Below are 26,728 nucleotides of genomic sequence, written 5' to 3'. Positions count from 1 at the left end.
GCCAGGACGAGTTCAGGCTCGAGGAAGAGGCGTCCGTCGACGAGCTCACGCAAGCGTCCAAGGTGGTGTTCTCCTCCTCACTGAAGGAGCCACTGGCGTGGGTCATCTCAAGGTGCGCTCAACGATCAGGTCATGACACTGCCGCGCACGATCGGCCATACCGTCTCCCACGGCAGCCAGCTCTGCCAGATAGGACAGCGCATGGCTGATGTCCTCGTGATCCGGATTCACGAAGAGGAACTCCTCGGTTGCCTCTGACACCCCGCTCTCCGGTTCGAGCAGCACGACGCGGAAAAGGTTCAGGAACCTGGTGACAACGTCGTCCGGCGGGTTCACCGGGGACGCGAACAGCCGACTCCACTGCTCCGCGCATACCTCCGGGCCGCCCCCCTCCACAGTGTCGAGCATGAGTTTCTCGAACATGCTGTAAACATCTTCGGGGTCTGCTTCGACGGCCCGTTTCAGATCCTCGCGTGCCTCTGCGTACCGGCCGGCCTGGCGGTGCGCTTGGCCCCGATCGATGAGCGCCCAGCGGTAGGTGGGCTCGAGTTCGAGTGCGGCGGTGAGGTCGGCGACGGCCTGCTCGTTGTCGCCGGCCTGCTGGTGTGCCTGACCGCGGGAGCCCAGGGCCCACGCGTACGTCGGGTCGAGGTCGAGCGCCGCGGTGAAATCGGCGACGGCCTGCTCGTACTGTCCCCGTTCGCGGTGGGCCTCTCCCCTCTGGGCGAGGGCCCAGGCGTAAGTCGGGTCGAATTGGAGTGCGGCGGTGAAATCCGTGACGGCTTGGTCGTACCGGCCGGCCTGTTGGTGCGCATGACCGCGGGCGCCGAGAGCCCAGGCGTAGGTGGGCTCGAGTTCCAGTGCGGCGGTGAGGTCACTGACGGCCTCATCGTGATCGCCCATCTGGCTGCGGGCTTGACCGCGCGAGGCGAGGGCGTAGGCGTACGCCGGGTTGATGTCGAGCGCCGCGGTGAAATCGGCGACCGCCTCGTCGTACTGCTTCATCTGGCGATGGGTTTCTCCCCGTTCGCCGAGGGCCCAGACGTAGACGGGGTCGAGTTCGAGTGCGGCGGTGAAGTCGGCGATGGCCTGCTCGTTGTCGCCGGCCTGGCGGTGGGTCTGGCCGCGCGAGGCGAGGGCCCAGGCGTACGCCGGGACAATGTCGAGCGCCGCGGTGAAGTCTGCGACCGCCTGGTCGTACCGGCCGGCTTCGCGGTGTGCTTCTCCCCGGTGGGCGAGGGCCCACCCGTAGGCGGGGTCGATGTCCAGTGCGGCGGTGAAGTCCGAGACGGCCAGGTCGTACCGGCCCTCTTCGCGGTGTACCTCTGCCCGGGAGGCGAAGGCCCAGGCGTAGGTGGGGTCGAGTTCGAGTGCGGCGGTGAAGTCGGCGATGGCCTGCTCGTTGTCGCCGGCCAGCCGGTGGGTGTCTCCCCGTTCACCGAGGGCCCAGACGGAGGTGGGGTCGAGTGCGGACGCGGCGGTGAAGTCCGGGACAGCCAGGTCGTACCGGCCCTCTTCGCGGTGTGCCTGACCGCGGGAGCCGAGGGCCCAGGCGAGTGTGGGATCGAGTTCGAGTGCGGCGGTGAGGTCGGCGATGGCCTGCTCGTTGTTGCCGGCCTGCTGGTGTGCCTGACCGCGGGAGCCCAGGGCCCACGCGTCGGTGGGGTCGAGTTCGAGTGCGGCGGTGAGGTCGGCGATGGCCTGCTCGTGATGGCCGAGCCAGCGGCGGGTTTCGCCACGACGGGCCCAGGCCCGGTCGTTGCGGACGTCGTACGCGAGGGCACGGTCGAACTCGGCAAGGGCCTCCTCGTCCCGGTCGGAGAGGTAGAGGCGCTGGCCACGGTAGGTATGGGCCCAGCTCCTGGCCGCCGTACTGAGTTGGCCATTGGCAAGCAGAGCAGCGAGGCAGGCAAGGACAGGCTCGTCGTCGGAGAGAGCGTCCCGGAAGCGTACGGACCAGGCGAGCAGGGCAGTGTCCGTGGTGTCCTGCGCGGCTTGCTCCAGAATCTCGACCCACTGTCGCAGCACCGCCTCGTCCTGGCCCGCGGCATGCACCATCTGCTCAAGAGCGGACGTCAGATGCGTTCCCGGATACGCGCACAGCCGGTGGTACGTCTCCTCCAAGCGATGCCGACGCCATTCCGGGTCCTTCCACCGCTTCGCCTCGGGAAGCCGTTCCTCGACCGCGGCACGCCAGGCGGCATGCGTGTCCGCCAAACGCAGATGCGCCGAAGCCCAGCCTTGAGGGGAGTGGGTGCGCTGCTGGCGGACCATGCTGGCACGGACCACCGCGTGATAGTGCTTGAAGTCGCCGCGGCCGCTGACGAACGGCTGCCCGCACAGCCACTCCCACAACCCCTCCGCCCCGGGCCCGGCCGCGGCAGCGAAGACGTCCTCGTTCAGCTGCAGCGGCAGCGCACACGCCCTGACGGCCTCACGCTGCTCAGGGTCCGTGATCCACTGCACGAACCGCTCCACCGCCACATCCGCGAGGTCTCCGCCCGCGTCCACCTCCTCAACGGTTCGAGGGCGGGCCAGCGCAAGGAGTTCCACGAGCAGAGGCAGCCCCATCGACAGCTGCAGCACCGCTTCCACCACATTCGGATCGGTCACGCCCCGCGAAGTCAGCAGCGCACGCGTCTCCGCCTCCGTGAAGACCTCCAACGGCACGTCCGCGATCTGGTCCCGCAGCGGCGCCCACTCCCGCTCCGCGAGTTCGTCCCGGCCCGCCAGCACGACGATGACGTTCGCCGGCACCGCACCGAACTCCTCGTCCAGCAGACTCAGCAGCCACCCGTCCAGGTACCGGGCAGTCTGTTCCCACGTGTCGAAGAACAGCACCACCCACCGATGACGACGGCACAACCGATCCAGCTCGGCGACGAAAGCCCGGCTCACATCGGCCTCATCACCTCGGGCTCCCCGACGCCGCGCACGAGCCTGGGACGCGGACCGGAGCCGGTCCAGCCCTTGGGCTGCGGCATCCGGATTCGCCATCGCCGTCACGACACCGGCTCCCGGAATCAGCGACGCGGCTCCCAGAGCTGCCTGCGTCACCAACCGGCTCGACATCGACGTCTCGCCTTCCACGGGTGCCGGCTCCGCCTGCGCCGCCTGCTCCCGCCGGAACTGCTCGACTGCCTTGTCGAACTCCTTGCAGGGACCGGCCTGTTCCGCCAACTGCCTGACCAGCTCACCCAGGGCCTGCTGCACCCCGTGGACGTCGCTGTCGTCCACCACCGCCGTCACCGCATCCGTACGCCGGGCCGCCTCCTGCCACTGCCGCAGCAGCGTGGACTTTCCCACCCCACCCACACCACGCACATGAAACAGGAACTCCGCCGGATCCTCCTCGGACTGCGGGTCCTTCGACAAATTGTCCGCGAACAGCGCCAGTTGTGCCCGTCGGCCCACGAACCGCGCCTTCGCACGCTGCCGGATCAGCGCACCCCTCGACAGACCTCGACCGCCCGGCCCCGGCATTGCCGCCCCCCTCACTTCACCCGCCCGAAGCAGGCGCATCGGACGCAGGTCACCAGTGTCCGATCCGGGCCTGCCGTTTGTCAGCCGAGCGCAAGAGACGGCGCCTGCGCAGGCGTTGGCTTCCGGGCGTTACCAGGGACCGGTTCCGACACGGCAGCGTGTGCGCTGCGGTACGGGATGACATCGGACGGCTCGCCGCGTGAAGATGGACGCGTGTTTTCGGATCGCGGTGGTCGATATCTTCAGTCTCTCCAGCGCCAAGCCGCGCACGCGCACAACCATTGCCGGTTCCTGGCCGACCGGATGCGGCTGCTGTCCAGGGGAATCGGCGCCGGGGACAGGGGACTGTGGGAAAGAGCACAGCGCCTTCGGCGCCTCTTCGAGGACGTGGAGGAGCACTACCAGCGGGTGGCGAGGGCGGCGGAGCGGCCGCCGCCGGACGACCGAAGCGCTCGGCGAAGCCAACGGCGGGAGCTCCGGGCGACCGTGGATGAAATGCGCCGCAAGGTAGACGATTTGGACAGGCTGGTCCTCGAGTTGGAGGTCGAGCACAGCCGTCGGGCCGGTGCGAGCGGTCGGCATCAGCCCGAAGCCGACAGCTGAGCGGATGCGGCGCGGCACACGCCCTGCCGTCGTGTGTCTACGCGGTGTCCCCATGGCCTCCTGGCGGCGTCGGCGCCAGGTCCGTCACCACCAGCGCCCGTACGACTGCTCCGGCCGAACGTCTCCTTCAGCGCCCACACGTCCCGCTCACCGATCCCCAGGTGGACCACCGAGCCGCCCGCGGCAACCGTTGGAACCCTGCGGGAACAGCGGACCGCGCCGCGAGGTCACCACGCCGAACGCCCCGTCCGGGAATCCGGTGGCCGAGGGGTCACCCAAGGCGGGCTCGACCAGTCCAGGTCGCACTCTCCGCAAGGCCCTGCTCGTCCCCCGCGTCCGGCAGCGGCTCGGTGTTCCGGCTGCTCAGGCCGTCGAGGGAGATGCGCAGGAGACGGCGCCACTGGCCGGGGCGGTTGCCGCCCGAGGTCTGGACCACCTGGCTGAGTGAGGCGAGGAGCAGGACCAGGTCGGCGCTGGTGACCCCGGGCCGCAGGACGCCGGCGTCGAGGCAGCGGGCGTGCAGTCCGGACATGAAGGAGTCGCAGAGCGAGGCGCACCGGTGGGTGGGGCCGCCGGTGGCGACGTAGGTCTCGACCAGGGCGCGGTTGTGTGCCTGGTGGGTGAGGGTGTGCTCGAAAAAGCTCGTCAGGGCCTGCCAGGGGTCGTCGGTCGCGGAGGCCGCGCGGTGTCCGTCGGCGAACCAGGCCGTGAACTCCGCTTCCATGACCGTGACGAACAGGTCCTCCTTCGTCGGGAAGTGGCGATAGAGCGCCCCCATGCCGACGCCGCCGCGGCGGATCGGAAGCGGCAGGCTTCCACGTCTCACGGCAGTGCCGGTGATCTTCGACGTCACCGCTCGCCCGCGAGGTCGAGATCGTCGCTGCGCGGTTCCGCGGCTGCCTCGGCGAGCCGGGGGCCGCGCCACGGGTGGGCGATCGGGCGGGAGACGGCCCGCCACCACGGTTCCTCGGGCACCTTCCCGGCGGGCTCGAACGGCTCGCCGGGACGGGGGAACGCCACCGCCTGGCCGGCCTCCCCGGCCACGTCCCTCATCCACTCCCCCGGCTCCGCCCACGCGTGCGGCGCCAGATTGAAGGTGCCCCAGTGGATGGGCAGCAGCACGCCGGCCGCCTCGCCGCCCTGCAGGTCGAGATGGGCCCGGACGCCTTCCTCGGGCGTCATGTGGATGTCGGGCCAGAAGTCCGAGTACGCGCCGACCTGGATCATCGTGGCGTCGAACGGGCCGTGGTCGGTGCCGATGTCCTTGAAGCCCTCGAAGTAGCCGGTGTCACCGCTGTGGTAGATCCGGTGCTCCTCGCCCGTGACCGCCCAGGAGGCCCACAGGGTGTGCTGGGTGTTGCGCAGTCCCCGGCCGCAGAAGTGGCGGGCCGGGGTGGCGGTGAGGGCGAGTCCGCCGATCCTCGTCGTCTCGTGCCAGTCCAGCTCGCGCAGCCGTCCGGCGGACACACCCCAGCGCTCCAGGTGCGCGCCGACGCCGAGGGGCACGGCGAACAGGGTGTCCGTGCCGGCCAGCGCCTTGATCGTGGGCAGGTCCAGGTGGTCGTAGTGGTCGTGGGAGATCACGACGACGTCGACCGGGCCGAGCGCGGCCAGCGGCAGCGGGGCGGGGTGCAGCCGCCTGGGTCCGGCGAAGGGGAACGGCGAGCAGCGCTCGCCCCACACGGGGTCGAACAGGACCCGGTGTCCGTCGATCTCCGCGAGCACGCTGGAGTGGCCCATCCAGGTCAGGCGCAGCCCGGTGGCCGGCGGGCGGGAGATGTCGGCCAGGGTGGTCGGGTGCACCGGGACGGTGCCCTTGGGGGCGCGGCGGGTACGGGAGTCCTTGTCGAAGTAGATCTTCGCCAGGTCCCGCGTCGACCCCGACGGGCGGATCCGGGCGGTGCCCCCGGGGTTCTGGAACACGCCGTCCTTGAAGTGCGGGGATCTGCGGATGCGTGCCATGCGCTCGCCACTCGGGTCCGCGCCGAAGGCCACGGGCCGCAGGGCGCGCAGCCCGGAGCTCTGAGAACGGGAACCGGCCACGGTACCTCCAAGTGGAGTCGGTCAGGCATTCCATTATGGGCGGCCGCATCCGGCGGCGTGGTGCCGAATGCGGCCGCCCACGTGAAACGGCTCTCACGCCACCGAGGCGATCCGTTCCTTGATGTCGTCCGGCGACAGCGTCCCCTTGGCGATCACGTGGTCGCCCGACGACTCCCCGCGCAGCCGGCGGCCGATCCACGGCACCAGGTACTCGCGGGCCCAGTGGACGTCGTCCCGCCGGATGTCGAGGGTGCCGCGGGGCGGCAGGGGCGGCCAGGCCTGTTCCGGATCGGCGGGGGTGTCCAGGCCGAGGGCCTGCCCGGCGCGGAGCGCGACGCGGGTGTGCCCCTCCGGCGACAGGTGCAGCCGGTCGGCGTCCCAGGCCCTGCGGTCCTGGACGCTCCTGAGGGACCACAGGTCGAGCACGGGGCAGCCGTAGCGGTCGGCGACGGCCCGCACATGCCCGTTGTACGTCGCGATCTTGCCGCGCAGATGCTTCAGCAGGGGCACGCCACGGGTGTCGAACCCGGTCGTCACCAGCACCGTGCCGGACACGGCGGTGAGCGCGGCGATCGCCCGCTCGAACCGCTCGGCCACCTCGTCCGGGTCGCTGCCGGGGCGGAGGATGTCATTGCCGCCCGCGCAGAACGAGACCAGGTCGGGGGCGAGTTCGACCGCCTTCGGAAGCTGGTCCGCCACGATCTGGTCCAGCAGCTTTCCGCGTACGGCGAGATTGGTGTACGCGAAGTCCCCCTCGGGCCGGAGGTCCGCGAGAAGTACGGCGAACCGGTCGGCCCAGCCGACGAACGCCCCGTCGGGGCCGGGGTCGCCGACGCCTTCGGTGAAGCTGTCCCCCACCGCCACGTACGACCCGATCACTGCTCTGCTGTCACTCTTCGAATCGTCTGCCACAACCGCTCATGATTCACCTTCGAATGTGACCTACGCGACCGTAAGGAAGGGTTGACGTGCGGTGAGATAAGACACTCTCAAAATGTTGGCCAATTCCGGAATACGCCGAAGGCCGGCCCCGGGGATCGGGGTCCGGCCTTCGGCGTGCGTGTCAGGAAGGTCGCCGCGGGGGTCAGCCGATGGAGACGCCCTTGGAGCGGAGGTAGGAGATCGGGTCCACGTCCGAGCCGTAGTCCGGGGTGGTGCGGATCTCGAAGTGCAGGTGCGGGCCGGTCGAGTTGCCGGTCGAACCGGAGAGGCCGACCTGCTGGCCGCCGGTCACGGTCTGGCCGGCCGAGACGGAGAGCGAGGACAGGTGGGCGTACTGGGCGTAGTGGCCGTCCTCGAGCTGGATGACGACCTGGTTGCCGTACGCGCCGGCCCAGCCCGCGGAGACGACGGTGCCCGCGCCGACGGCCTTCAGGGAGGTGCCGGTCGGGACGGCGAAGTCGACGCCGGTGTGGTAGCCGCTGGACCACATGCTGCCGGCCACCTTGTAGGCGGTGCCGAGCCCGGCGCCGGGCACCGGGGAGCTGTAACCGGAGGCGCTCGCGGCCTGGTCGGCGCCCGTGGTCTGGGCGGAGGCGTCCGAGGAGGGCTGCTCGGCGGGCTGCTCCGCCGGCTTCTCGGCCTCCTGCTCCGAGGCCTGCGGGGCCGCCGGGGCGGACGACTTCTCCGGCGCGCTCGTGGCGGCCTCGCCGTCGACGGAGAGCTTCAGGCCGGGGTGGATGAGCGACGGGTCGTCGCCGATGACCTCGCGGTTGTCCGTGTAGAGCTGCTTCCAGCCACCGTCGACGTGCTCCGTCTCGGCGATCTTCGCGAGGTAGTCGCCGGCCTTCACGATGTACGTGCGGCCGTCGTCGCTCTTTTCGGCGGTGGCCTTCTGGCCGGCCACGGAAAGGGACTGGACGGCCTTTTCGGGGGCGGCCCCCGGCGTGGCGGCGTGCGCGCCGGCGGCGCCGAGAAGCGGCAGGGCGAGTGCGGCGCCACCGGTTCCGGCGACGGCGATGGAGCGGGTGAAACGCTGGGCCTTGGTACGGCGGTGCTTACCCTTCGCGGGCATGTCGAATTCCTCTCCGGCGCCTACGAGGTGAGCTGTCGGGTGCGGGCTGGAGATGCCCGGCCGCGTTCTGGCGCGACTTAACCCCAAGCCGTTCCGGGAACCGGAACAGGCAGTGGTACCTGTGGGTCCCCCGCTCCTGCCGTGCACGGGTCAGTGTGGGTACGGGCTCCGGGCGGCGGCAGGATTGGGCGTCCGTCCGGATCGGTGGCGAACGTAAGCGACCCGGACGCGAGGGGACAAGCGCGATGTTCACCGCGAACGCGTTTTTCCGTGATCCAAAGGCGGAATTGACGTCACCGAGCGTCAGCCGGGATTCCTTTTCCCCCGTGAATTCCCTTGTCGTTCCACAGAATTACGTGAGCATGGCGACAACGCATCGTCACGGATATGACGCTGCTCACGCACCCCTTCCCCATCTCCCTTTCTTTCGGGGCACGTTATGGCGAATCCACCTAATCGGACAGAACGCCCTAATCGCCGGATCGCAGGCGCCGCAGCCGCACCACCGCGGCGTCCAGATCTCCCCGCAGACCGGTGCGCAGCCCGTGGTGCAGCAAGAGGGCACCTCGGTACGTTTCGCCGGTTTCGCGGCATTCGTACGACGCCTCCGGGTCGAGGCCGCGCAGCCGGAGGGCCGGAACGGGCTCTCCGTAGTGCTGCGCCTGGAGGCAGGCGAGGACGACGGTCTCGTCGCCGAGGACGTACTGCACCGCGCTCAGTCCGCCCTCCGGAGGGCGCAGCCGGTACAGGTCGCCGCGCTGGACGACGGGCCGGATCTCCTTGTAGAGCGCGACCCACTCCCGCGCCTCGGCGAGTTCCTCCTCGCTCCACCGCGCGAGGTCGCCGCCGACGCCGAGCACCCCGGCCATGGCGCCGACGAACCGGAAGCGCAGCGGACTGACCCGCCCGTTGAGCATCGCGTTCGGGCTGTCGGTGACCCAGGCGGCCATCACCCGGGCCGGGTGGAGCTGGCTGAAGCCGTGCTGAATGGCGAGCCGGTCGAGCGGGTCGGTGTTGTCCGAGGTCCACACCTGGTCGGTACGGGAGAGGACCCCCAGGTCGATCCGCCCGCCGCCGCCCGAGCAGGACTCGAAGGCCACGCCCGGATGGGCCGCCCGCAGCCGGTCCAGCAGGGCGTACAGGCCGCGCACGTGGTCGGTCCACAGCCGCTGCGGGTACGGGTCGTCCGGCCAGCCGGCGTCGGTGGAGCAGCGGTTGAAGTCCCACTTCACATAGTCGACGGGGGTGCCGGAGAGCAGTGCGTCGAGCTGCTCCCAGAGGTACTCCCGCACGTCGTCCCGCGCGAGGTTGAGCACGAGCTGGTTGCGGTACTCCGTGCGCCGGCGGCCCGGCTGGAACTGCACCCAGTCGGGGTGTGCGCGGTAGAGGTCGCTGTCGGGGTTGACCATCTCCGGCTCGACCCAGATGCCGAACTGCATCCCGAGCCCGTGCACATGGTCGGCGAGGGGTTTCAGGCCGCCGGGGAAGCGGTCGGGGTTGGGCGTCCAGTCGCCGAGCCCGGCCCGGTCGCTCGTACGCGCCCCGAACCAGCCGTCGTCGACCACGAACAGTTCGACGCCCATCGCGGCGGCCCGCGCCGCGAGCCCCCGCTGCCGCTCCTCCGAGATGTCGAACCCGGTGGCCTCCCAGGAGTTGAACAGCACGGGCCGGTCCCGGTCCGCGTGCGGGACGACGCAGGTCCGCTGGTAGGCGTGCCAGGCGCGGCTGGCGCCGCCGAAGCCGCCGTCGCTCCACAGACCGGCGAAGACCGGTGTGGCGTACGTCTCCCCCGTGCCCAGCATCAGCAGGCCGGAGTCGTCGTGTCCCGCGCCGCCGGTGATCTGCACGCGCGCGTCGGGGAGTCGGGCGACGCAGACGCGCCAGGAGCCGGACCAGCCGAGGGCGCAGCCGTAGACCTCGCCGCGTTCCTCGGTGGCGTCGGTGTCGAGCGCGACCCAGGGCAGGTGCTGGTGTCCGGTGTGGCCTCGGCGGCTGCCGATGACCTTCTCGCCGTAGGTGAGCGGGGAGCGGGCCAGCCGGGACTCGGCGGCCCAGCGGCCGTGGAGCTGGGACAGCCGCCAGTGCTCGCGCTCGGGCAGGGTCCAGGTGGCGGAGTCGGCGCGCAGGAGCTCGACCGCGGGTCCCCGGTTGTGCAGGGTCACCCAGCGTTCGACCACGTCGTCGCGCATCCGGTAGTGCAGGGTCACGGTCAGCTCGCCGTCGCGGAAGCGGAGGCGGAGTTCGCCGTCTCCGGTTTCGCCGTCGCCGGTTTCGCCGTCGTCCGTCTCGTGGCCGTCGAAGGTCCACTCGGTGCCGCGCCGTCCGTCGGCGGTGCGTACGGACAGGGCGGGCCTCACGAAGCGGGGGCCGCCCTCGACCGGGTACTCCTCGCGCCCGTCCAGACGGGACTCGAACGGCCAGTCGTCCGGCAGCGGGCGCGCGGCGAGGGCCTCCGCGTCGGCCGGCGTGATCCTCGGGCCCCAGTGCAGATGCACCAGCTCGTCGCGGTCCGTGACATGGAGCGCGTAGCTGCTGGCCGGCCCCGACAGGAGCCACGTACGACCGTCTTGGGAGACCTGCGCCACCGAACCTCCAACAGACCCGAACAGATGCGATCAGACACCAACATCATCGGGGGCGTGAGGGCGGCCGGGCAATGCCTGTGGACAACTCATTGCCCCAGGCAGGCATGTCGTATCGTCGACTCGTGCCCGTCGACGAGCCCCGTCGGCGGCGCCGAGTGGGAGGAGTCCTTCGTGACGCAGCAGGTGCCGTCGACCGAACCCGAGCTGGCCGGAGTACGCAACTTCCGCGACGTGGGCGGACTGCCGACCGTCGACGGCAGGCGGGTGCGGCACGGTGTGCTGTTCCGCAGCGGCCATCTCGCCCACGCGACCGCGGAGGACACCGTCTTCCTGTCCTCGCTCGGACTGCACACGGTCTTCGACTTCCGCAACGCGGCCGACCAGAAGCTGGAGGGGCCGGACGTCGCGCTGCCGGGCGTGCGCAATGTGAACCTGCCGCTCAGCGACCCGGCCGACGGCGCCGAGTTCTGGAAGATGGTCCGCGACGGCGATCTGGAGCAGCTTCGCTCGATCCTCGCGGACGGCAAGGGCGCGGACCGGATGATCAGCTCCTACCGGCTGATCATCAAGGAGCGCACCGCCGAGCACTCCCGGGTGCTGCGCTCGCTCGCCGAGGACAGCGTTCCCGCGCTGATGCACTGCGCGGCGGGCAAGGACCGCGCGGGGCTCTCGGTGGCGGTGACGCTGCTCGCGGTGGGCGTCGAGCGCGACGCGATCGTCGACGACTACCTGAAGTCCAACGCCAAGCACCGCCGCTACAAGGTGCAGCGCAGCGGCAGCTCCGCCTCGGCCTACTCCCCCGAGGTCATGGAGCTGCTCAGCCCGCTGTTCGACGCGCGCGCGGAATACCTGTCGGCGGCCTTCGAGACCGTCGAGGAGACCTGGGGCGGTGTGGAGCCGTATCTGGAGCGGGCGCTCGGGCTCACGCCCGAGGACCGGGAGCGGCTGCGTGAGCGCCTGCTCGACTGAGGCGGGCGCCTGCTTCGCGCCTACTTCTTCGGGGCCATCTCGAAGAGGAAGTAGATGAAGGCCGCGAAGAGGTGTCCCACCACCACGTAGATGAACAGCCGCACCCACAGGGCCCGGGGGAGCTTCTCTTCCATGTCTTTGCCGGTCATGTCGCTTCTCCGTGGATCGGGCCCAGGCACAGCGCGGCCGTGGGACTCTGCAGCAGGGTGTGGACGAACAGCAGCTCGACCCCGTCGGGGTCGGCGGCGGCGATGCGGTGCGGGGTCAGCGAGTCGAAGTGCGCGCTGTCGCCCGGGGCGAGCCGGTGCAGGGTGTCCCCGAGGCGCAGCCGCAGCCGCCCCTTGAGGACGTACAGCCATTCCTCGCCGGGGTGGACGCGCACGATGTCGCCCTGGGAGCCGTGCGGCACACGGACCCGCAGGGCCTGCATGCCCCGCCCGGCGGCACCGGCCTGCCAGTACGTCCAGCCGCCCGCCGCCGTGGACTCCATGTCGGCGGCGCGCACCACGGCGTCCCGGTCGGCGGCCGACTCACCGAGCAGCTCGGAGACGGTCGTACCGTAGATGCGGGCGAGGGAGAGCAGCATCGGCAGCGAGGGCTGGCGCTGTCCGGTCTCCAGCCGGGAGAGGTGGGCGGGCGACAGACCCGCGTCGCGGGCGGCGGCCTCCAGCGTGAGGGAGGCCCGTCGCCGCAGGGCGCGCAGCTGCGGCGCGACCACGGGGAGCGCGTCGGCCGGTTCGGCCGGCGGCCCGGTCTCGGAGGAGCTCATGCCTCCATTGAGCCCCGGATTTGCCCCAGGGGCAATTCTCTTGCCCCAGAGGCAAACCCGGCACGAGCACGAGGGTCAGCGGTCGGTCACCGCCTGTTTCACCAGCGTCCTGCCGAACTCCCACACCAGGCCGCCGTCGTGCGCGTCGTCCATCACCGCGGTGAAGGCGTCCACGAACCGGTTGACGTCCTCCTCGTCGATGATCAGCGGCGGGATCAGTTTGATCACCTCCAGGTGGTCGCCGGAGACCTGGGTGAGGATGCGGTGCCGTTGCAGCAGCGGGACGACCACCATCTGCGCGAAGAGTCCCTTGCGGGCGGCCTGGAGCACGGTCCAGCGCGAGCGCAGTCTCAGTGACCGGGGCCGGCCGAACTCGATGCCGATCATCAGTCCCCGGCCCCGGACGTCGGCGAGCAGCTCGTACTTCTCGGTGAGTGCGGCCAGCCGGGTGCGCAGCAGCTCGCCGGTGCCGCGGGCGCGGGCGACGATCCGCTCGTTCTCCATGACCGACAGCACCGCGAGACCCGCCGCCATGGCCTGGGCGTTGGCCCCGAAGCTGGCCGAGTGGACCAGCACCCGGTCCATCGACGAGTAGACCTTCCTGAAGATCCAGTCCTTGCCGATCGTGGCGCCCACCGGTACGTAGCCGCCGGAGAGCGCCTTGGCCACGCACACCAGGTCCGGTTCGACGCCTTCCTCGTGCTGGTGGGCGTAGAAGTCGCCGGTCCTGCCCAGTCCGGTCTGCACCTCGTCGGCGATCAGCAGCGCCTTGTGCCGGTGCAGCAGCTCCTGCGCGGCCCGCAGATAGCCGGGCGGTGCCTCGTGCACGCCCTTGCCCTGGATCGGCTCCACGATCAGGGCGGCCACGTCCCCCCCGCGCAGCTCCCGTTCCAGCGCGTCGAGGTCGCCGAGCGGTACGGCCGTGTCGGGCAGCAGCGGGGCGAAGCCGTCCCGGAAGCCGGACTCGCCGTTGACGGAGAGGGAGCCGGTGGTCAGGCCGTGGAAGGCGTGCTCGCAGTACAGGACGCGCGGTCTGCCGGTGGCGTACCGGGCGAACTTCAGGGCGGTCTCGACCGCCTCCGTGCCGCTGTTGCCGAAGAACACCCGGTCCAGGTGGGGGCTGTGCGCGAGGAGCCTCTCGGCCAGCAGGCCGGGCAGCGGCTGGCAGTCGAAGCGGGTGAGGTCGGCGAGGGAGGCGTCCAGGACGTCGTGCAGCGCCTTGCGGACCACGGGGTGGTGGCGGCCCAGGCCCATCACCCCGAACCCGGCGAGCATGTCCAGGTGGTCGTTGCCGTCGGCGTCCCAGAAGTGGGCGCCCTCGGCACGCTCGTAGACCTTGTCGAAGCCGATGGTGCGCAGCATGCGCGGGAGCTGGTGGTTGAGGTACCGGGTGTGCAGCTCGTAGCGCTCGGCTCCGCGCTCGGCCAGCAGCGCGCCGAGGTCGAACTCCCCGGTCCCCGACGACTCCGCGATGGTCATGCCTGGGGCTCCTGTGGGTCCGGTGACTGGTGTGCCGGCTCTCCCCCGGCGGTGAGGCCCGCGCTGATCCGTCCGGCGATCTCGACCGGGGTGAGGCCGATGTCGGCGAGCACCTCGCCGCGTTTGGCGTGCGCGAGGAACTGCTCCGGGATGCCGAACCGCCGTACGGGCACGTCGCACCCGGCGTCGCCCAGCGCCAGCGCCACCGCCGAACCGACCCCGGCCGCACGGCTGTTGTCCTCCACGACGGCCACCATACGGTGCCCGGCGGCCAGTCGCGGGAGGGCCGGGTCGACGGGTTTGACCCAGCGGGGGTCGACCACGGTGCATCCGATGCCGCGCGCTTCGAGCAGTCCGGCGGCCTTCAGGCAGACGGGCGCCATCACGCCGACGGCCACCAGCAGCACCTCGGGGCCGGACGCCCGGTGGAGTACGTCCATGCCGCCGACGCGGTCCAGCGCGGGGACCGCCGGGCCCACGGACTCCTTGGGGAACCTGAGCAGGGTGGGCGCGTCGTCGACGGCGACCGCCTCGCGCAGCTGGGCGCGCAACTGGTCGGCGTCGCGGGGCGCGGCGATGCGCAGCCCGGGGACGACCTGGAGGACGGACATGTCCCACATGCCGTTGTGCGAGGGCCCGTCGACGCCGGTGACGCCGGCCCGGTCCAGGACGAAGGTCACCCCGCAGCGGTGCAGCGCCACGTCCATCAGGAGCTGGTCGAAGGCGCGGTTGAGGAAGGTGGCGTAGACGGCGACGACCGGGTGCAGGCCGCCGGTGGCCAGGCCCGCCGCGGAGACGGCCGCGTGCTGCTCGGCGATGCCGACGTCCCACACCCGGTCCGGGAACCGCTCGGCGAAGGCGCCGAGGCCGACCGGACGCAGCATGGCGGCGGTGATCGCCACCACGTCCTCGCGCTCCTCGCCGATCCGGACGATCTCCTCACCGAAGACGGAGGTCCAGGACGGTCCGCCGGAGGGGGCCAGCGGCGCGCAGGTGAGCGGGTCCATCACGCCGACGGTGTGGAAGTGGTCCTCCTCGTGGGCGAGGGCGGGTTCGTAGCCGCGGCCCTTCTCGGTGAGGCAGTGGACCAGGACGGGTCCGTGGAAGCGTTTGGCGCGGCGCAGCGCGGACTCCACGGCCTTGATGTCGTGGCCGTCGATGGGGCCGAGGTACTTCAGGCCGAGGTCCTCGAAGAGGCCCTGCGGGGCGAAGGCGTCCTTGAAGCCCTTCTTCGCGCCGTGCAGCGCCTCGTAGACGGTGCGGCCGATCACGGGGGTGCGCTGGAGCACGTCCTTGCCCCAGGCCAGCACGCGTTCGTAGCTGTCGGTGGTGCGCAGGGTCGCGAGGTGGTTGGCGAGTCCGCCGATGGTGGGGGCGTAGGAGCGTTCGTTGTCGTTGACGACGACGATCAGCGGGCGGTCCTTGGCGGCGGCGATGTTGTTGAGCGCCTCCCAGGCCATGCCGCCGGTGAGGGCGCCGTCGCCGATCACCGCGACGACGTGGCCCTTCTCGCCCCGCACCTGGCGGGCCTTGGCGAGTCCGTCGGCCCAGCCGAGGGCCGTGGAGGCGTGGCTGTTCTCGATGACGTCGTGCTCGGACTCCTCGCGGGAGGGGTAGCCGGACAGGCCGCCCTTGCCGCGCAGCTTGGAGAAGTCCTGGCGGCCGGTCAGGAGTTTGTGGACGTAGCTCTGGTGGCCGGTGTCCCACAGGATGCGGTCGACGGGCGACTCGAAGACCCGGTGCAGGGCGACGGTGAGTTCCACCACCCCGAGGTTGGGTCCGAGGTGGCCGCCGGTCCTGGCGACCGCGTGCACCAGGAACTCCCGGATCTCGTGGGACAGTTCGCCGAGTTCCGCCTCGGACAGCGCCTTCAGGTCACGTGGTTGCCGGATGCTCTCCAGGATCGTCACGCTCGGTCCCCCTTCGGTTCCGTGCTGTTCAGTTCACGGTGACGGCCGGCTCCCCCGTCGCGACGCCGTCCTTCTCCATCTGCTCGGCGATCTTCATCGCCTCCTCGATCAGCGTCTGAACGATCTTCGACTCGGGGACGGTCTTGACGACCTCGCCCTTCACGAAGATCTGCCCCTTGCCGTTGCCGGAGGCGACGCCGAGGTCGGCCTCGCGGGCCTCACCGGGGCCGTTGACGACACAGCCCATGACGGCCACCCGCAGCGGCACCTCCATGCCCTCCAGGCCCGCGGTCACCTCGTCGGCGAGCTTGTAGACGTCGACCTGGGCGCGTCCGCAGGAGGGACAGGAGACGATCTCCAGCCGCCGCTCCTTCAGCCCCAGCGACTGGAGGATCTGGATGCCGACCTTGACCTCCTCGGCCGGCGGCGCGGACAGCGACACCCGGATCGTGTCACCGATGCCCTCGCTGAGCAGCGCCCCGAAGGCGACGGCCGACTTGATGGTGCCCTGGAACGCGGGGCCCGCCTCGGTCACACCGAGGTGCAGCGGGTAGTCGCACCGCTCGGCGAGCAGCCGGTAGGCGTTGATCATCACCACCGGGTCGTTGTGCTTCACGGAGATCTTGATGTCCCGGAAACCGTGCTCCTCGAAGAGGGACGCCTCCCACAGTGCGGACTCGACGAGCGCCTCCGGGGTCGCCCTGCCGTGCTTCTGGAGCAGCCGCCGGTCCAGCGAGCCGGCGTTGACGCCGATCCGGATCGGGGTGCCGTGGTCCTGGGCGGCCCGCGCGATCTCCTTCACCCGGTCGTCGAACTGCTTGATGTTGCCCGGGTTCACGCGTACGGCGGCGCAGCCGGCCTCGATGGCCGCGAAGACGTACTTGGGCTGGAAGTGGATGTCGGCGATCACCGGGATCTGCGACTTGCGGGCGATGGTGGCGAGCGCGTCGGCGTCGTCCTGCGTGGGGCAGGCGACCCGGACGATCTGGCAGCCGGAGGCGGTGAGTTCGGCGATCTGCTGGAGGGTGGCGCCGATGTCGGACGTGCGCGTGGTCGTCATCGACTGCACGGACACCGGAGCGCCGCCACCGACCGCCACCGGTCCCACCTGGATCCGCCGCGAGGCGCGCCGTACGGCGAGCGGCGGCAGCGGTACCTCGGGCATCCCGAGGGAGACAGTGGTCATGGCCTCACTCCCTGTTCCCGGAGACCGTCTCGCGCATGGCGCGCAGCGACTCCTTCAGGGAGCCCATGGTGGCGAGGACGGCGGTGGGTTCGTAGCCGCAGTGCGCCATGCAGTTGGCGCAGCGCGGGTCCTTGCCGCGGCCGTACCGGTCCCAGTCGGTGTCCTCGATCAGCTCCCGGTAGGTCGGCACATAGCCGTCGCTCATCAGGTAGCAGGGGCGCTGCCAGCCGAAGAGGGAGTAGTTGGGGATCGCCCACGCGGTGCACGGGAAGTCGACCTTGCCCTCGAGGAAGTCCAGGAACAGCGGGGAGTGGTTCAGCCGCCAGCGGCGCCGGTTGCCGCCCGCGAAGGCCTTCTTGAACAGCTCCCGGGTCTGCTCCACGCCCAGGAAGTGCTCCTGGTCGGGGGCCTTCTCGTAGGCGTAGGCGGGCGAGATCATCATCTCGTCGACCCCCAGGTCGTCGTTGAGGTAGTTGAGGACCTCGACGATGGTCTGCGGGGTGTCGGTGTTGAAGAAGGTCGAGTTGGTGGTGACCCGGAAGCCGCGCCGCTTGGCCTCCTTGATGGCCGCCACGGCCTCGTCGAACACGCCCTCCTTCGCCACCGACTCGTCGTGGCGCTCGCGCAGCCCGTCGATGTGCACGGCGAACGCGAAGTAGGGCGAAGGGGTGAACTTGTCCATCTTCTTGCGCAGCAGCATGGCGTTGGTGCACAGGAAGACGTATTTGCGCCTGGCCACCAGCTGGCGCACGATCTCGTCGATCTGCGGGTGCATCAGGGGTTCGCCGCCGGCGATCGACACCATGGGCGCCCCGGACTCCAGTACCGCGCCGACGGCCTGGGCGACGGGCATCCGCTGCTTGAGCACCCCGGCCGGGTGCTGGATCTTGCCGCACCCCTCGCACTTGAGGTTGCAGGCGAAGAGCGGTTCCAGTTCGACGATCAGCGGGAACTTGTCCCGCCTGCGGAGCTTCTGTTCGGCCAAGTATGTAGCGACCTTGATGGACTGACGCAGCGGCATGGCCATCTGGCTCACCTCCTGGGGAGCAGCAAGGAACGGTGCCATTCTTGGAAAGCCGGGAGTACGGACCGAAGAACACGGAAAGCCGATATTCCACCGCGTACCGTGCCGATCCGGACGAGTTCGTGTTCAGGAGCGTCCACGACCACCCGGACGGCCGCAACCGGGCGCTCGCCCACCCGGACGGCGCTCAGAAGCGTGGCGGCGGATTCCATGTCGACCGCGATCGCGCCGGTCGCGAGCAGACCGGACCGTTCGTGACCGCGGACGACGTGGTCGGAGCCGGTGAGCGGACCGGTGTGGACGGTGCGTCCGGGCACCGCGCGCCCCAGCTCCTTCACCAGCAGTTCGGTCCCCACGCACGGGACGCTGCCCCGCGGGTCCCGGGTCTCCTCGGCGACGACCAGGTCGCCGGGGTGCATGCCGGGGGCGAGTCCGGCGCAGAAGCCCGTGGCGAGGACGGCCGCCCGGTTCAGCTCCGGGCCGGCGAGCATCCGGGTGACGGAGCGTTCGGCCGCCGCCGGCCCCATGCCCGTACGCAGGACGGTGACCGGCCCGCCCGCAGCCTCCCGTTCACGCCTGCGCAGGGCGAGCTGCTCGATGCCGAGCGCGCAGGCGATCAGCAGCGGGGTGCCGCGGGCGGGCTGGGGGCTCATCAGCTTCCCTTCGCCTCGGCGAGCGGCTGTGCGGGCCCGGCCCCGGTCTTCGCCGCGACCGGTTTCCCGGCGAACGGCTCCTCGTGCACGTACCGGCCGAGCGCGGTGAGCGGGAAGACCTGCCGGTAGAGGTGGTAGTTGATGGAGAAGTCCCAGGGGAAGCCGGTGCCGGTGAAGTACGGCTCGTCCCAGGAGCCGTCCTCGCGCTGGGTGGACACCAGCCACTCGATACCGCGTTCGACGGCCTTGGACTCCCGCTCCCCCGCCGCGAGCAGCGCCATCAGCGCCCAGGCGGTCTGCGAGGCGGTGGAGGCTCCTCGGCCGCTCCACTCCCTGACGTAGCGGTAGGAGCGCAGGTCCTCGCCCCAGCCGCCGTCGTCGTTCTGCGTCTTCTCCAGCCAGGCCACGGCCCGCCGGATCGCCGGGTGCGAGCCGGGGAACCCGGCCGCGGTCAGCGCGGGGACCACGGAGCCGGTGCCGTAGAGGTAGTTGACGCCCCAGCGGCCGAACCAGGAGCCGTCGGGCTCCTGTTCGGCGAGCAGCCACTGGATGCCGCGCCGGGTGCGCGGGTCGTGGGCGAGGCCCTCGACGGCGAGCATCTCCACGACGTGCGCGGTGACGTCGGCCGACGGCGGGTCGATGACCTCGCCGAAGTCGCAGAACGGCAGCCGGTTGGGGAACGGGCTGGTGTTGTCGACGTCGAACGCGCCCCAGGCGCCGTTCCGCGACTGCATGCCGAGGTTCCAGCGCACCCCGCGCCCGATCGCGTTGTCCATCCGCTCGGGGTCGTGGTGCTTGACCCGGCGCAGCGCGAGGACCACCTCGGCGGTGTCGTCGATGTCGGGGTAGTTGTCGTTGTGGAACTCGAACGCCCAGCCTCCGGGCGGCAGATGGGGCCGCCGCACGGACCAGTCGCCGGGCCGCACGATCTGCTCGCCGAGCATCCAGTCGGCGGCCTTGACCAGTTGCGGGTGGTCGGCGGGCAGGCCCGCGTCGGCCAGCGCGATGGTGGCGAGGCAGGTGTCCCACACCGGGGACTGGCAGGCCTCGATCATCCGGGCCCCGTCCTCGCGCCACACGGCGAACCGGTCCAGCGACTCCAGGCCCGCGCGCATCACCGGGTGGTTCAGGTCGTAGCCGAGCAGGTGCAGCGCGATGACCGAGTAGACCGCCGGGGGCTGGATGCCGCCCCAGCAGCCGTCGTTCTCCTGCCGTTCGATGATCCAGCGGGCGGCGGTGTTCATGGCCGCCCCGCGCAGCCGGCGCGGGACGGCTCCGCGCAGCGTGTGCAGGGCCTTGTCCAGCCGCTGGAAGACGCCGTCCCAGCTTCTCGCCGGGGCGAGCGGCCGGGGAGGGTTGGGGCGGCCGGGGTCGGTGTGCAGTTCGTCCAGCGGGAACGGGGCGGGGCGCACCGGCCGTTTGGCGGAGACGATCGTCAGCGGCACGATGGTCTGCCGGGCCCAGCAGCCGAAGTCGTAGATGTTGAGCGGCACCCAGGACGGGAACCAGATCAGCTCGGGCGGGAGTTCGGGCAGGTCCTCCCACTTCCACCAGCCGAACAGGGCCAGCCAGATCCGGGTGAAGACGCGGGAGGCGGCGATGCCGCCCCGCTCGCGGATCCAGGCGGAGGCCTTCGCCATGTGCGGGGCGTCGGGCGGATCGCCGGCCAGCCGCAGCGCGACGTACGCCTCGATGGTGGCGGAGAGGTCGCCGGGCCCTTGGTGGAAGGTGGCCCAGGTGCCGTCCTCGCGCTGCTCGCCGCGGACGAACAGGGCGGCGGCGCGGGTGGTGTCCTCGTCGCGGATGCCGAGGAACTGACGCAGCAGCAGGTCCTCGGCGTCCATCGTGACGTTGGTCTCGAGGTCGCCCTTCCACCAGCCCTGGTCGTCCTGCCGGGACAGCAGGAAGTCGGTGGCGCGCCGCATGGCGCGGGCGGCGCTGTCGGGAACCCCGGCCGCCTCGGGGATGTCTGTGTCGTTTTCGCTGGCCGCGGCCACCGCGGGCGGCCATGCCGCCCCGGTGCTTCCGTCGGTCGTCGCTGTCATGGCTTCCCCTTCGTGCAGTCCTGCGAGTGCTGTCTGCTGTGGGTCCGCCGTCGGCCGGTGCTGGTCTCCCCGCAGCACCGGCCGGCGACTACGCGAGGGCTATTCGACCGATAGTGATCATCTCTTTCGTACGACGACGAAGTCCGCGAGCGCCGTGAACCGCTCCCTCACCGGGTCGGGCATGTCCACGGCGTGCAGGGCCTCGATGGCGATGGTGTGCTGACGGCGTGCCTCTTCGGCGGTCCAGTCGCGGCCGCCGGCCTCCTCGATGAGGGCGGCACGGGCCGCGAACTCCTCCTCGGAGAAGTTCGCGAAGTCGCTGCTCTTGGCGTCGGCGGCGAGGATCTCGCCGAGCCGCTCGGAGGCGGGACCGCCCGCCGCGAGCGCGGCCACGACCGGGAGGGACTTCTTGCGCTGGCGCAGGTCGCTCCAGGTCTGCTTGCCGGTGGCCTCCGGGTCGCCCCAGATGCCGAGGAGGTCGTCGACGGCCTGGAAGGCGAGGCCGAGGTGGTAGCCGTACCGCTCCAGGGTGTCGGCGGTGCGGTCGTCCGCGCCGCCGAGCACCGCGCCGATGGAGCTGGCGCAGGCGAGCAGGGCGCCGGTCTTGTTGCCCTCCATCTCCAGGCACTCCTCGACGCTGACGCGGTCGCGGTGCTCGTAGGAGATGTCCTGGGCCTGGCCGTCGATGAGCGAGCGGCTGGCGGTGGTCAGCCGGCGGGTGGCGCGGCCCGCCTCGACGGTGCCGAGCTCCAGCAGCACCTCGTTGGCCAGGGCGAACAGGGCGTCGCCGACCAGGATGGCCTGGGCGGGGCCGTGCACCTTCCAGACGGTGTCGCGGTGCCGGCGCTGCTCGTCGCCGTCCATCAGGTCGTCGTGCAGGAGCGAGAAGTTGTGGACCAGTTCGACGGCGACCGCGCCGGGGACGCCGGTCTCCGGGGCGGCCCCGGTGACCTCGGCGGACAGCACGGCGAGGGCGGGACGCACGGCCTTGCCGCCGTCGCCGTCCGCGGGCCGGCCGTGGGCGTCGATCCAGCCGAAGTGGTAGGCGGCGACCGTGTCCATGGGAGGTGCCAGGCGGTCGACGGCCGCCCGCAGTACCGGCGTGGCCAGGGTCCGCCCGCGCTCCAGGAGCGCGGACACGTCCACCGCGGTCCTTCGGGCGGCCTGCGAGGCCGGGGGCACAGGGGGCACAGTCTCTCCTCTTGTTGCGGTACCGGGGGTGCGGGGACCTGCCGCGCCGCGTTCGTCAACCTTCACCGGGCCCACCTCGCAGTGCGACACCGGTGCCCTCCGGACGGTGGCCGGGGGTCCGGGGGGTGTCCCCCGGGAAGGCGGGGTACGCCGTCTCCTCCAGGGCGAAGAGGTGACGGGGGCGGGGCCGGCCGAGGGCGCTCAGCGCGGCGTCCGCCGCGCCGACGCCGCTGCGGACCGCACTCTCCATGGTCGCGGGCCACCCGGTGGCGGTCCACGCTCCGGCCAGGTACAGGCCGGGTGCCTTGGTGCGGGCGCCGGGCCTGAGGCGTCCGACGCCGGGGGCGGGAGCGAACGTGGCGGCGCGCTCCCGGGTGACGAAGAAGTCCTCGACCCGGGCGTCGCGGGTACGCGGCAGCAGCCGCTCCAGTTCGGGCAGGTACCGCTCGCGCAGCGCGGCGACCGGCTCGTCGATGTCGTCCTGGGCGACCGACTGGGACAGCGCCAGGTACTGGCCGCGCTTCAGCCCGGACGCGTCGGTGCGGTCGAAGACCCACTGCACGGGGGTGCCGAGGGCGGCGAAGAAGGGCCGGGCGAGCACCTTGCGGTCGTAGACGACGTGCACGTTGAGGATCGGTGCGGTGCCGATGGCGAGCAGCCGTTCGGGGGCGTCGAGCGCGCCCGCGGGCAGCAGGTCGTACGCCTCGCGCTGCGGTACGGCGAGGACGACCGCGTCGGCGTGGATCGTCTCGCCGGGAACCCGGACGCTCCATCCCCCGTTCCCGTTCACGGAGACGGAGGTGACCCGTGTACGGACCTCGGTGCGCACGCCCGCGGAGTCGAGCGCCTTGCGGGCGAGCCGGTCGTGCAGTTCGCCCAGCGGCACCCGGGCCCAGCCGATGTCGGCCGCACCGGGGTCGGACAGCAGACCGGTCTTGAACACCATCGCGGCGAGCGACAGGGACGCGTCGCCCGCGACCGCGTTGAGGGTGGCGACCCCGACCAGGTCCCACAGGGCCTCGACGGCGCGCGCCGACTGGCCGTGCGCTGCCAGCCAGCTGCCGAAGTCCTGGGCGTCCAGGGCCGGATCGGTGAGGTCGAGCCCCTTCAGCGCGAGCGCGGCCCGGCCCACCCTGGCCCGGTCGGCGAGCGAGAGGTGCGGATACGTGGCGAGGCTGCGCCCCAGGTGCAGGGGCACGGGCAGCGCGTCGCGGCGCAGTCTGCCGAGCCGCCGCCCCTCGGGGCGGTCGACGTCGAGGACGGGCACGTCGAGGCGGTCCTGCAGCGGTGCCAGCCCCGCCGCGTCGATCCGGTCGAGGAACCAGCGGTAGGCGGTGCAGCAGCGCAGGTAGACGTGCTGGCCGTTGTCGACGGTCAGGTCGCCGCGCCGGAAGGAGAAGGCGAGCCCGCCCAGGCGCGGCCGGCCTTCGAGCAGGGTGACGCCCACTCCGGCGTCGGCGAGCGCCAGCGCGGCGGTGACGCCGGCGAGCCCGCCGCCGACGACGACGGCGTGCCGTCCCGCCGGAACGGGGTCGCCCGTGAGCGGTCCCGCGGAGCGTGTGCCGTGGCTCATGCGCCCTCCCCTGTCCGGCCGGTGCGCCGCTCGAACGGTGCGGGACCGGCCGTCTCAGTCTGGGACGCGGCGTCGCGGCGGAGGGTTGCCCGCCGTTTTCCGCCGGGGTGCGGGGTGTCCATCAGGCGCGCCTCCTGACGGTGCGCCGGGTCACGTGCCGGGTGTCCAGGCCGGACAGGCCGCGCACCGCGACGTACGCCTTCTCGCGTCCGGGCAGGGAGACCCGGCCGCGCAGGACCGCCCCGGGGTCGCGCTCGATGCGGTCCAGGAGCCGGCGGTAGATACCGGCCATGGCGGCGACGCAGGCGCCGCTGCGCCGGTCGAGCAGGGGGAGCAGCCGGTAGCCCTCGGCGAAGAGGGCGCGGGCCCTGCGCACCTCGAAGTGGACCAGGCCCGCGAAGTCGGAGCCCTCCGGCGGCGTGGGCCTCTCGAACCCGGCCGAGCAGCCGAACTTGGCGAGGTCGTCGGCGGGCAGGTAGGTGCGCCCGCCCTCGGCGTCCTCGCGGACGTCGCGGAGGATGTTGGTGAGCTGGAGGGCGAGGCCGAGGGTGTCGGCGTACTCGGGTGCGCGTTCGGCGCCGCGCGCGCCCGGTTCGGTGCCGAACACGCCGAGCGAGAGCCGCCCGATGGCGCCGGCGACACAGCGGCAGTAGACCTTGAGGTCGTCCCAGGTCTCGTAGGTCTCGCCGCGCGTGTCCATCTGGACGCCGTCGATGAGTTCGTCCAGGCCGCCGAGCGGGATCGGGAAGTGCTCGGCGGCGTGGGCGAGGGCGACCGCGACCGGGTCGGTGTCGTCCTCGTCGACCGCGCCGTCGCGGATCCGGGTGAGCAGCGCCCTCGTGTCCTCCAGCCGGGCGACCTTGACGTCGTTCGCCAGCGGGCCGTCGCCGATGTCGTCGACGCGCCGGGAGAACGCGTACAGCGCCGACATCGCGCGCCGCTTGGGCGTCGGCAGCAGCCGGATGCCGTAGGCGAAGTTGCGTGCCTGCTGTCCGGTGACGGCCTCGCAGTAGCTGTAGGCGGCGAGTACCGGTGCGGACGCGGGTGGTTGCGACTCCACGGTCCGGATCACCCCTTTCCTCGCAGAGTCACGCCCGCCTCGCGCAGCAACTGGACCTTGCCGGGCTTGGGCGGGCCGGGAAGTACGTCGTATTCGGCGGCGGCGATCGCGTGGAGGGCCGCCCTTCCTCCCGCCACGAACCCCGCGAGCAGCAGTCTGAGTCTGCCGTGGACGCTACCCACGAGGGGGGAGCCTTCATTCAGCAGCCCGAGGGCGCGTTCCGCCTGGTACGCGACCAGTGCGCGCACCGATGCGCCGGCGGTGGGTGCGGCGAGGTCCGCCTCCTGGACGTGGAAACGTTTCATGTCCGTGGCGGGCAGGTAGACGCGGTCGCGGCCGAGGTCCTCGGCGACGTCCTGGAGGTGTTCGACGATCTGGAGGGCGGTGCAGATGTCGTCGGAGCGGCGGACGCGCTCGGGCGTGGAGGTGCCGGTGACGGCGAGGACGAGGCGGCCGACGGGGTTGGCCGACAGTTCGCAGTAGGCGAGCAGGTCGTCGTAGGTCTCGTACCGCTTGACGAGCTGGTCCTGGCGGTTGGCGGCGATCAGGCCGAGGAAGGGCTCGGGGGTCAGCGCGTGGCGGCGGACCGTCGGGCGGAGACGGCGCAGCAGCGGATGGCCCGGCTCGGGGCCCGCCGGGTCGAACACCCGGCGCAGGTCGGCCTCGAAGGCGTCCAGCAGCACCAGCCGGTCCCCGGCGTCCTCCTCCGACACCCCGAGGAGGCGGGCGTCGGTGCCGCCGGGGGCCAGGTCGCCGTCGCCGATGTCGTCGACCAGACGGGCGAACCCGTACACCGCCATGAGGTCGTCGCGCCAGGGCCGGGGCAGGAAGAAGGGGGCCACGGGGAAGTTCTCGGCGGCGGCCTTGTCGAGGGTGGCGCGCTCGGGGTCGACGGCACGCGCCGCGGACACGGGCGTCATCGCGGACTGCCATGGGCGGGGACGGCACACGCTGCGTTCAGCCGGGGAGTCTCCGTCGCCATTGCCGTCACATCTCCCGTTCTACACTGCTGACCCAATGCATACTATTTCGGACACGCCGCCGAGGCTTTCGCCATGCGGCACCGTTGGATGGTGTCGGGCATTATGGCCCTGATTGCCGCCTTTCGGGACCGGTACAGCTTACGTTGTGCAATGCGGCCCGTGGCGGCGGGGGTCTCCGCGCAACACGACAACACACCGATCGGCGTCAAGATTCCACCGGGCGGCCGGAGTTGACGTCTCCTTCGCAGACGCCGGGCCCCGCCGGACAGTTCCGGCGGGGCCCTCCCGGCACCGGGCTATTTCCCCGTGAACTTCTCGTATTCCCTGAGCACCTCGTCGGTGGGGCCGTCCATGCGCAGCTCACCGCGTTCCAGCCAGAGCACGCGGTCGCAGGTGTCGCGGATCGACTTGTTGTTGTGGCTGACCAGGAACACCGTGCCGGCCTGCTTGCGCAGCTCCCGGATGCGGGCCTCGGAGCGCTTCTGGAACTTGCGGTCGCCGGTGGCCAGCGCCTCGTCGATCATCAGGACGTCGTGGTCCTTGGCGGCGGCGATGGAGAAGCGCAGCCGGGCCGCCATGCCGGAGGAGTAGGTGCGCATCGGCAGGGTGATGAAGTCGCCCTTCTCGTTGATGCCGGAGAAGTCGACGATCTCCTGGTAGCGGGCCTTGATCTGCTCGCGGGACATGCCCATGGCGAGCCCGCCCAGTATGACGTTCCGTTCGCCGGTCAGGTCGTTCATCAGGGCGGCGTTGACGCCGAGCAGGGAGGGCTGGCCGTCGGTGTAGACCTTGCCCCGTTCGGCGGGCAGCAGTCCGGCGATGGCCCGCAGCAGGGTCGACTTGCCCGAGCCGTTGGAGCCGATGAGCCCGATCGCCTCGCCCCGGTAGGCGACGAAGGACACGCCCCGTACGGCGTGCACCTTGCGCACGCCCCGCTCCTCGCCCCGCTTCACGATGCGGCTGAGCGCCGCCGTGGCGCTGCCCTTGCCGGTCTTCGCGCCGTTGACGCGGTAGACGATGTGCAGGTCGTCCGCGATGACCGTGGGGATCTTCTCGTCGGTGGTGTCAGCCACGGCCGTATTTCTCCTCTGCCTTCCAGAAGTAGACGAAGCCGATCACGCCGGCCAGCAGCGCCCAGCCCACCGCGAACGCCCACAC

21 protein-coding genes, 2 pseudogenes and 1 riboswitch are annotated in these 26,728 nt (G+C 71.4%); of the genes and pseudogenes, 2 read left to right on the top strand and 21 right to left on the bottom strand.

Translation table 11 applies throughout. The annotated features are described in order from the left end of the window. Positions 1 to 128 (top strand): annotated as a pseudogene (locus ACZ62B_RS38615) (dihydrofolate reductase family protein); the annotation flags it as partial. Here the strand turns inward: ACZ62B_RS38615 and ACZ62B_RS38610 are convergent. The 6 genes from ACZ62B_RS38610 to ACZ62B_RS38585 all read right to left on the bottom strand — a co-directional run bounded on the left by ACZ62B_RS38610 (position 103) and on the right by ACZ62B_RS38585 (position 10,728). Then, positions 103 to 3,414: a tetratricopeptide repeat protein gene (locus ACZ62B_RS38610; protein WP_469693943.1), complete on the bottom strand. Its 3,312-nt coding sequence runs from the start codon at positions 3,412 to 3,414 to the stop codon at positions 103 to 105. The pseudogene ACZ62B_RS38615 and the gene ACZ62B_RS38610 sit on opposite strands and share 26 nt — an antisense overlap. A 943-nt stretch (positions 3,415 to 4,357) precedes the next feature. Then, a complete protein-coding gene (locus tag ACZ62B_RS38605; RefSeq protein ID WP_468890448.1) occupies positions 4,358 to 4,912 on the bottom strand; it encodes a TetR/AcrR family transcriptional regulator in 555 nt (184 codons plus the stop codon). Between the two features lie 23 nt (positions 4,913 to 4,935). Continuing rightward, entirely contained in the window at positions 4,936 to 6,129 is a 1,194-nt protein-coding gene (locus tag ACZ62B_RS38600) for an MBL fold metallo-hydrolase (protein ID WP_344555500.1), read from the bottom strand. Positions 6,130 to 6,222: 93 nt separating this feature from the next. Beyond that, a complete protein-coding gene (locus ACZ62B_RS38595) occupies positions 6,223 to 7,008 on the bottom strand; it encodes an SGNH/GDSL hydrolase family protein (protein ID WP_344555693.1) in 786 nt (261 codons plus the stop codon). A gap of 205 nt (positions 7,009 to 7,213) precedes the next feature. Beyond that, positions 7,214 to 8,143 (bottom strand): M23 family metallopeptidase, encoded by a 930-nt coding sequence (locus ACZ62B_RS38590; protein WP_344555498.1) that lies wholly within the window; start codon positions 8,141 to 8,143, stop codon positions 7,214 to 7,216. Between the two features lie 4 nt (positions 8,144 to 8,147). Next, positions 8,148 to 8,305: riboswitch (cyclic di-AMP (ydaO/yuaA leader) on the bottom strand. Positions 8,306 to 8,613: 308 nt separating this feature from the next. Then, positions 8,614 to 10,728, bottom strand: coding sequence for an alpha-galactosidase (locus ACZ62B_RS38585; protein WP_469693940.1), 2,115 nt, complete (start codon positions 10,726 to 10,728; stop codon positions 8,614 to 8,616). Positions 10,729 to 10,899: 171 nt separating this feature from the next. On the opposite strand from ACZ62B_RS38585, the gene ACZ62B_RS38580 reads away from it, so the two are divergent. Continuing rightward, the gene (locus tag ACZ62B_RS38580) at positions 10,900 to 11,697 is read left to right on the top strand and encodes a tyrosine-protein phosphatase (RefSeq protein ID WP_344555494.1); all 798 of its coding nucleotides are present in this window, start codon (positions 10,900 to 10,902) and stop codon (positions 11,695 to 11,697) included. 20 nt (positions 11,698 to 11,717) lie between these two features. On the opposite strand, the gene ACZ62B_RS38575 is transcribed toward ACZ62B_RS38580, so the two are convergent. From ACZ62B_RS38575 to ACZ62B_RS38505, 15 genes and pseudogenes are all read right to left on the bottom strand, one after another. Then, complete coding sequence (locus ACZ62B_RS38575; RefSeq protein ID WP_344555492.1) at positions 11,718 to 11,846, bottom strand: DUF6126 family protein; 129 nt, start codon at positions 11,844 to 11,846, stop codon at positions 11,718 to 11,720. Further along, the gene (locus ACZ62B_RS38570) at positions 11,843 to 12,466 is read right to left on the bottom strand and encodes a helix-turn-helix domain-containing protein (protein ID WP_344555490.1); all 624 of its coding nucleotides are present in this window, start codon (positions 12,464 to 12,466) and stop codon (positions 11,843 to 11,845) included. The genes ACZ62B_RS38575 and ACZ62B_RS38570 overlap by 4 nt, the downstream gene beginning before the upstream one ends. Before the next feature lie 75 nt (positions 12,467 to 12,541). Next, a complete protein-coding gene (locus tag ACZ62B_RS38565) occupies positions 12,542 to 13,945 on the bottom strand; it encodes an aspartate aminotransferase family protein (protein WP_344555488.1) in 1,404 nt (467 codons plus the stop codon). Next, positions 13,942 to 15,855, bottom strand: coding sequence for a 1-deoxy-D-xylulose-5-phosphate synthase (dxs, locus tag ACZ62B_RS38560; protein ID WP_469693937.1), 1,914 nt, complete (start codon positions 15,853 to 15,855; stop codon positions 13,942 to 13,944). Before dxs ends, ACZ62B_RS38565 begins: the two co-directional genes overlap by 4 nt. 28 nt (positions 15,856 to 15,883) lie before the next feature. Beyond that, a complete protein-coding gene (ispG, locus tag ACZ62B_RS38555; RefSeq protein WP_344555484.1) occupies positions 15,884 to 17,041 on the bottom strand; it encodes a flavodoxin-dependent (E)-4-hydroxy-3-methylbut-2-enyl-diphosphate synthase in 1,158 nt (385 codons plus the stop codon). Positions 17,042 to 17,045: 4 nt separating this feature from the next. Beyond that, the gene (gene hpnH, locus ACZ62B_RS38550; protein ID WP_344555482.1) at positions 17,046 to 18,068 is read right to left on the bottom strand and encodes an adenosyl-hopene transferase HpnH; all 1,023 of its coding nucleotides are present in this window, start codon (positions 18,066 to 18,068) and stop codon (positions 17,046 to 17,048) included. Between the two features lie 5 nt (positions 18,069 to 18,073). Continuing rightward, the gene (locus tag ACZ62B_RS38545) at positions 18,074 to 18,718 is read right to left on the bottom strand and encodes a 5'-methylthioadenosine/S-adenosylhomocysteine nucleosidase family protein (RefSeq protein ID WP_344555480.1); all 645 of its coding nucleotides are present in this window, start codon (positions 18,716 to 18,718) and stop codon (positions 18,074 to 18,076) included. Further along, a complete protein-coding gene (gene shc / locus ACZ62B_RS38540) occupies positions 18,718 to 20,763 on the bottom strand; it encodes a squalene--hopene cyclase (RefSeq protein ID WP_469693935.1) in 2,046 nt (681 codons plus the stop codon). Before shc ends, ACZ62B_RS38545 begins: the two co-directional genes overlap by 1 nt. Before the next feature lie 117 nt (positions 20,764 to 20,880). Further along, positions 20,881 to 21,945, bottom strand: a complete 1,065-nt coding sequence (locus tag ACZ62B_RS38535; protein WP_344555691.1) for a polyprenyl synthetase family protein — start codon at positions 21,943 to 21,945, stop codon at positions 20,881 to 20,883. Between the two features lie 64 nt (positions 21,946 to 22,009). Continuing rightward, positions 22,010 to 23,527 (bottom strand): hydroxysqualene dehydroxylase HpnE, encoded by a 1,518-nt coding sequence (gene hpnE / locus ACZ62B_RS38530; RefSeq protein ID WP_344555476.1) that lies wholly within the window; start codon positions 23,525 to 23,527, stop codon positions 22,010 to 22,012. Further along, a complete protein-coding gene (locus tag ACZ62B_RS38525) occupies positions 23,524 to 23,649 on the bottom strand; it encodes a DUF6380 family protein (RefSeq protein WP_352387181.1) in 126 nt (41 codons plus the stop codon). The genes hpnE and ACZ62B_RS38525 overlap by 4 nt, the downstream gene beginning before the upstream one ends. After that, on the bottom strand, positions 23,649 to 24,599 hold the full coding sequence (hpnD, locus tag ACZ62B_RS38520; RefSeq protein ID WP_344555474.1) for a presqualene diphosphate synthase HpnD: 951 nt from the start codon (positions 24,597 to 24,599) through the stop codon (positions 23,649 to 23,651). The genes ACZ62B_RS38525 and hpnD overlap by 1 nt, the downstream gene beginning before the upstream one ends. After that, positions 24,596 to 25,507: a squalene synthase HpnC gene (hpnC, locus tag ACZ62B_RS38515; protein WP_344555472.1), complete on the bottom strand. Its 912-nt coding sequence runs from the start codon at positions 25,505 to 25,507 to the stop codon at positions 24,596 to 24,598. Before hpnC ends, hpnD begins: the two co-directional genes overlap by 4 nt. 359 nt (positions 25,508 to 25,866) lie before the next feature. Next, positions 25,867 to 26,643 (bottom strand): ABC transporter ATP-binding protein, encoded by a 777-nt coding sequence (locus ACZ62B_RS38510; protein WP_073935016.1) that lies wholly within the window; start codon positions 26,641 to 26,643, stop codon positions 25,867 to 25,869. Beyond that, positions 26,636 to 26,728 (bottom strand): annotated as a pseudogene (locus tag ACZ62B_RS38505) (ABC transporter permease); the annotation flags it as partial. The gene ACZ62B_RS38510 and the pseudogene ACZ62B_RS38505, both read right to left, overlap by 8 nt.

Source organism: Streptomyces sp. NPDC053426 (assembly GCF_055585405.1).
This window is presented reverse-complemented; position numbering and strand designations above follow the sequence as displayed.

What these genes read in the sequence shown, in the direction of transcription:
- ispG (WP_344555484.1), bottom strand. Translation starts at nt 17,041, where the DNA reads ATGACCACTGTCTCCCTCGGGATGCCCGAGGTACCGCTGCCGCCGCTC.
- ACZ62B_RS38525 (WP_352387181.1), bottom strand. Translation starts at nt 23,649, where the DNA reads ATGGACACCCCGCACCCCGGCGGAAAACGGCGGGCAACCCTCCGCCGC.
- ACZ62B_RS38565 (WP_344555488.1), bottom strand. Translation starts at nt 13,945, where the DNA reads ATGACCATCGCGGAGTCGTCGGGGACCGGGGAGTTCGACCTCGGCGCG.
- hpnC (WP_344555472.1), bottom strand. Translation starts at nt 25,507, where the DNA reads ATGACGCCCGTGTCCGCGGCGCGTGCCGTCGACCCCGAGCGCGCCACC.
- shc (WP_469693935.1), bottom strand. Translation starts at nt 20,763, where the DNA reads ATGACAGCGACGACCGACGGAAGCACCGGGGCGGCATGGCCGCCCGCG.
- hpnE (WP_344555476.1), bottom strand. Translation starts at nt 23,527, where the DNA reads ATGAGCCACGGCACACGCTCCGCGGGACCGCTCACGGGCGACCCCGTT.
- ACZ62B_RS38590 (WP_344555498.1), bottom strand. Translation starts at nt 8,143, where the DNA reads ATGCCCGCGAAGGGTAAGCACCGCCGTACCAAGGCCCAGCGTTTCACC.
- ACZ62B_RS38575 (WP_344555492.1), bottom strand. Translation starts at nt 11,846, where the DNA reads ATGACCGGCAAAGACATGGAAGAGAAGCTCCCCCGGGCCCTGTGGGTG.
- ACZ62B_RS38570 (WP_344555490.1), bottom strand. Translation starts at nt 12,466, where the DNA reads ATGAGCTCCTCCGAGACCGGGCCGCCGGCCGAACCGGCCGACGCGCTC.
- ACZ62B_RS38545 (WP_344555480.1), bottom strand. Translation starts at nt 18,718, where the DNA reads ATGAGCCCCCAGCCCGCCCGCGGCACCCCGCTGCTGATCGCCTGCGCG.
- hpnH (WP_344555482.1), bottom strand. Translation starts at nt 18,068, where the DNA reads ATGGCCATGCCGCTGCGTCAGTCCATCAAGGTCGCTACATACTTGGCC.